At 62.9% G+C, this 4,257-nt stretch carries 3 protein-coding genes; 2 read left to right on the top strand and 1 reads right to left on the bottom strand.

The window, feature by feature from the left end:
- Positions 1–28: 28 nt before the first annotated feature.
- The gene (locus tag AC13EK_RS00465; protein WP_016746447.1) at positions 29–2,920 is read right to left on the bottom strand and encodes a Tn3 family transposase; all 2,892 of its coding nucleotides are present in this window, start codon (positions 2,918–2,920) and stop codon (positions 29–31) included.
- Positions 2,921–3,045: 125 nt separating this feature from the next.
- On the opposite strand from AC13EK_RS00465, the gene AC13EK_RS00460 reads away from it, so the two are divergent.
- The gene (locus AC13EK_RS00460; RefSeq protein ID WP_008832583.1) at positions 3,046–3,666 is read left to right on the top strand and encodes a recombinase family protein; all 621 of its coding nucleotides are present in this window, start codon (positions 3,046–3,048) and stop codon (positions 3,664–3,666) included.
- Positions 3,663–4,193, top strand: coding sequence for a GNAT family N-acetyltransferase (locus tag AC13EK_RS00455; RefSeq protein ID WP_007686150.1), 531 nt, complete (start codon positions 3,663–3,665; stop codon positions 4,191–4,193). The genes AC13EK_RS00460 and AC13EK_RS00455 overlap by 4 nt, the downstream gene beginning before the upstream one ends.
- Positions 4,194–4,257: the final 64 nt, after the last annotated feature.

Genomic DNA, 4,257 nt, shown 5'->3' with positions numbered 1-4,257 from the left:
GGGGGCGTTTGCGGGAGGGGGCGGAATCCTACGCTAAGGATTTGGGCCAGCGATATTCCCCGGTTAGATTGATGTGTTCCCATCCCAACGGCGAGACGTGGGCGAGTAGATCAGGCGCGATATGGGTACCGCTGGCGGCCCGGGTATTGACGACCTCGCCGAGCTTCATGGTGTTCCAGAATATGATGATGGCGGCGAGCAGGTTCATTCCGGCGATGCGATAGTGCTGGCCTTCGCCGGATCGATCCCGGATTTCACCTCGGCGGTGGAAGCTGATGGCGCGCTTTAGGGCGTGGTGGGCCTCACCCTTGTTGAGGCCGATCTGAGCCTGGCGCTGGAGGCCGGCATCAAGAATCCAGTCGATCATGAACAGGGTTCGCTCGATGCGGCCCACCTCTCGCAATGCGAGGGCCAGCTCATTCTGGCGCGGGTAAGAGGCGAGCTTGCGAAGAATCTGGCTGGGGGCGACGATCCCCGCTGCGATCGTCGCCATGATGCGCAGGATGTCGGGCCAGTTGCGCTCGATGAGCGGTTCATTGATCTTACCTCCGACCAGCGCTCGCACATTGGCCGGCGTCGCGTTGGGCGTGAAGGCATAGAGTCTTTTCTGAGGGAGATCGCGGATACGGGGGGCGAACCTGTAGCCGAGCAAGGCGCAGGCGGCGAACACATGATCGGTGAAGCCGCCCGTGTCGGCAAAATGCTGGCGAACGCGGCGGCCCGCGTCATTCATGAGCAGCCCGTCCAGGATATAGGGAGCCTCGCTGACCGTTGCCGGGATCACCTGGGTTGCGAACGGCGCATATTGATCGGACACATGGCTGTATCCCTTGAGGCCCGGGACGTTGCCATATTTCGCGTTGATCAGATTCATCGCCTCGCCCTGCTCGGTAGCAAGGAAGAACTGCCCGTCGCTGGATGCCGATTGCCCTTGTCCCCAGAAGGCGGCCATGGGCAGGGCGGCGTGGGCCTCCACGATCATGGCGAGCGCCCGATCATAGGCGCTGCCTTCGACATGCCAGCGCGCGATCCGCAGCAATTCCCAGAAGCTGTGCGTGTTGGTCGCCGCCGCCATCTTGCGCAAACCGAGATTGACGCCTTCCGCCAGCAACACGTTCATCAGGCCGATCCGGTCGCTGCAGGGCGCGCCGGTGCGCAGATGCGTGAACGCCTCGGAAAATCCGGTTCGCTCATCGACTTCCAGCAACAGATCGGTGATCCTCGCGGGCGGGAGCTGTTGATAGAGATCGAGCACGAGATCCTCGGCCCCTTCGGGCGTGTCGGCCCTCAGCTTGTCGATGTGCAGCTTGCCGTTCTCGATGATGCCGCCTGGGATCGTGCCGGTTCGCGCCGCGCGGCCAAACTCCTTCAGCCGTGTATCCAGTCGAGCCCTGCGCTCGGCCAGCCATTCGCCGGGTCGCAGCGGCACGGCGAGCCGCGCGGTCTGCTCTATCGCCTGTGGCGGGACCAGAAGCTGCTTGAGGTCGCCATAGCGGCGCGATCCCGCCAACCATATGTCACCGGACCGGAAGGCGTCGCGGATGTGGAACAGCACCGCGATTTCCCAAAGCCGGTGGTCGCCGCTGGGCTCAGCGCGAAGATGACGATGCCATTTCGAGTTGGGACGTAGAAAATCCACCGGCGGATCGACCTTGATCCCGTTACGCAGCATCGCAACGGCCGCCAGAAGAGGCGTGGCGATCGGCGCCGCCTGCATGTCGAGCAGGCGCAGCATCCTGGGCGCGTAGAGGCGGAAACGGTGATAGCCGTCCAGCACACGGCTGAGCGGGTCGGCCGCGAGCACGTTGGTCAGCGCGGAGGCCGTGGCGACAAGGGTTCTGAACCGTTCCCAGCCAGGCCCGGTGGCGATTATCCCGTCCAGGGCCGTGCCATCGTCCTGCGCTCCAAGCAAAGCACCACCGATTTCGGCAAAGGACTTCAGCGTGTCCCGAACGGCCGCCTTTTCGTCGGCGATCCTGGTGTTGCAAAGGCGTTCGGAGGCCCGATAGAGACGGCCTACGATGCGATCGTGGGTCTCCACGATGACATCGGCCAGCGATGACCGCCATTCCAGGGTGCAGACAGCGAGGATCGCAAGCCGCCTGTCTTCGGGCAGATCACGCATGCCGTCGGCGTAATAGCGCTCGCCCTGCCGGCGAAGCCGGGTCACACGATGCGCCGGCACGCCGTCCAGCAAATCCGCCGGAAGATCGAACCTTTGAAGATATTCCAGTCGATCCATCAGCCGGTTAGCGGCTGCTGAATTTGCGCCAACCTCGAACTGTCGCAGCCATACGAAGCGCGTGACGCGACCATCCACCGTATCCTCCAACAGGTGAGCCAAATTCTCGCTCAGGGTTGGCGTGATGCGATGGGCGATAAGATCCTCGATCCGGCGCTCGGCCTCAACCAGCGCATCGGCGCAAAGGCGCTCGATCGTCGAGGAGCCGGGAAGGATCGTGCGGGTGCGGCGACACTCCGCAACGAAGCGACGGGCAAGATCCTCATTCGATGTCGCCGCCTCGGCTTCCCGAGCGATCCATTCGCGCAAATCCCGTGCGCCCCGCCCCGAAAAGGAGCGATAGCCGTAGATTCGGCGAAGGTCCGCCAGATGCTCGTGCCGGGTCTCCTCGCGCGCGGCATAGAGGAGTAGATCGTCGCTGGTCAGGCCGAGCTGGGCCGCGATGAAATCCGATACCTGCGCCGGGATCAACTCGCCAGGAGCGAGCACCCGGCCCGGGTAGCGCAGGACGCACAGTTGCAGCGCGAAGCCAAAACGATTGTGGGCGCGCCGGCGCTGGCGGATATGCCCGAGATCCTCATCGCTGAGGGTATAGTGCCGCAGCAGCTCACCTTGATCGACCGGCAAGTGAAGCAGCGCCTCGCGCTGTCGATCGGTCAGGGTCACGCGACGCGGCATACATGCTCCTTATTCTTTCCGAGCTACGGTTTGAGATAGCTTGATTGAGATGCTGGTTAAGATACACAATAGCCCAATCTTATGTGCTCATGTTCGTCACCGCCTCAAACCTTCGTTTGTGATCCATGCTGATCGGCTACGCCCGCGTGTCCAAAGCCGACGGCTCGCAGTCGCTCGACCTGCAGCACGATGCCCTTCGCGCTGCCGGTGTCGAGCCAGGCAATATCTATGATGATCGTGCATCCGGTAGCCGTGATGATCGCCCCGGTCTTGCCGCCTGCCTGAAATCGTTGCGCGACGGCGATGTCCTCATCGTTTGGAAGCTCGACCGGCTCGGCCGAACGCTCACCCACCTGGTCAGCACGGTGCAGAATCTGTCGGATCGCGGTATCGGTCTGCGGGTGCTCACCGGCAAGGGCGCGCAGATCGACACCACGACGCCATCGGGCCGGATGGTGTTCGGCATTTTTGCCACACTGGCGGAGTTTGAGCGGGATATGATCCGCGAGCGCACCATGGCTGGCCTGGCCGCTGCCCGCGCGCGGGGACGCAAGGGTGGCCGCAAGTTCGCCCTCTCCAAGGCCCAGGTGCGGCTCGCTCAGGCTGCTATGGCCCAACGCGACACGTCCGTTTCCGACCTCTGCAAGGAACTCGGGATCGAGCGCGTCACTCTCTACCGCTATGTCGGTCCCAACGGGGAACTCCGGGATTACGGTCAGCGCGTGCTTGCTGCCAAAACGCGATGATGATGACGGGAGCCCCGATCAAACTTACCCAAGCGGACGCCGCAGACGTTGCAGACCTGTACAACCGTTGCAGCGACTATTTCCTGTTGCAGGACGGGGCCGCGCCCACGCTGGACGATGCTCGCGAGCTTTTCTCCGATGTGCCGCCCGAAAAGAGCGCCCACAATCAAGCTGTCCTGGGATGGAAGGGGCCTGGCGGCCTATATGCAATCGCGGCCATCCTCCGCGATTATCCGCGTGATGGCACATGGTATCTCGGCTTCATGATCGTAGATGCCGCACAGCGTGGTCGTGGCGTCGGACGCTCAATTTACTCGACGGTCGAAAGCTGGGCCGCTGCGAGAGGTGCCACAGAGATTCGGTTGGCCGTGCTGGAAGCGAATGAAGCGGCAGAGCGATTTTGGCGTTCTCTCGGCTTCATTGAGTATCGGCGCGTTGGGCCAGACACCTTCAAAATGCGTAGCCATCGCCGGATAGAACTGAGCCGTCGCCTTTCTGGCGCGACCGTAGAAGGCAGCAACAAGTAAGATCTCGCGCCGGCTATCTGGGCGAGCTTGGCGTAGGATTCCGCCCCCTCCCGCAAACGCCCCC

The organism is Sphingobium sp. L-44, from assembly GCF_056859495.1.
This window is presented reverse-complemented; position numbering and strand designations above follow the sequence as displayed.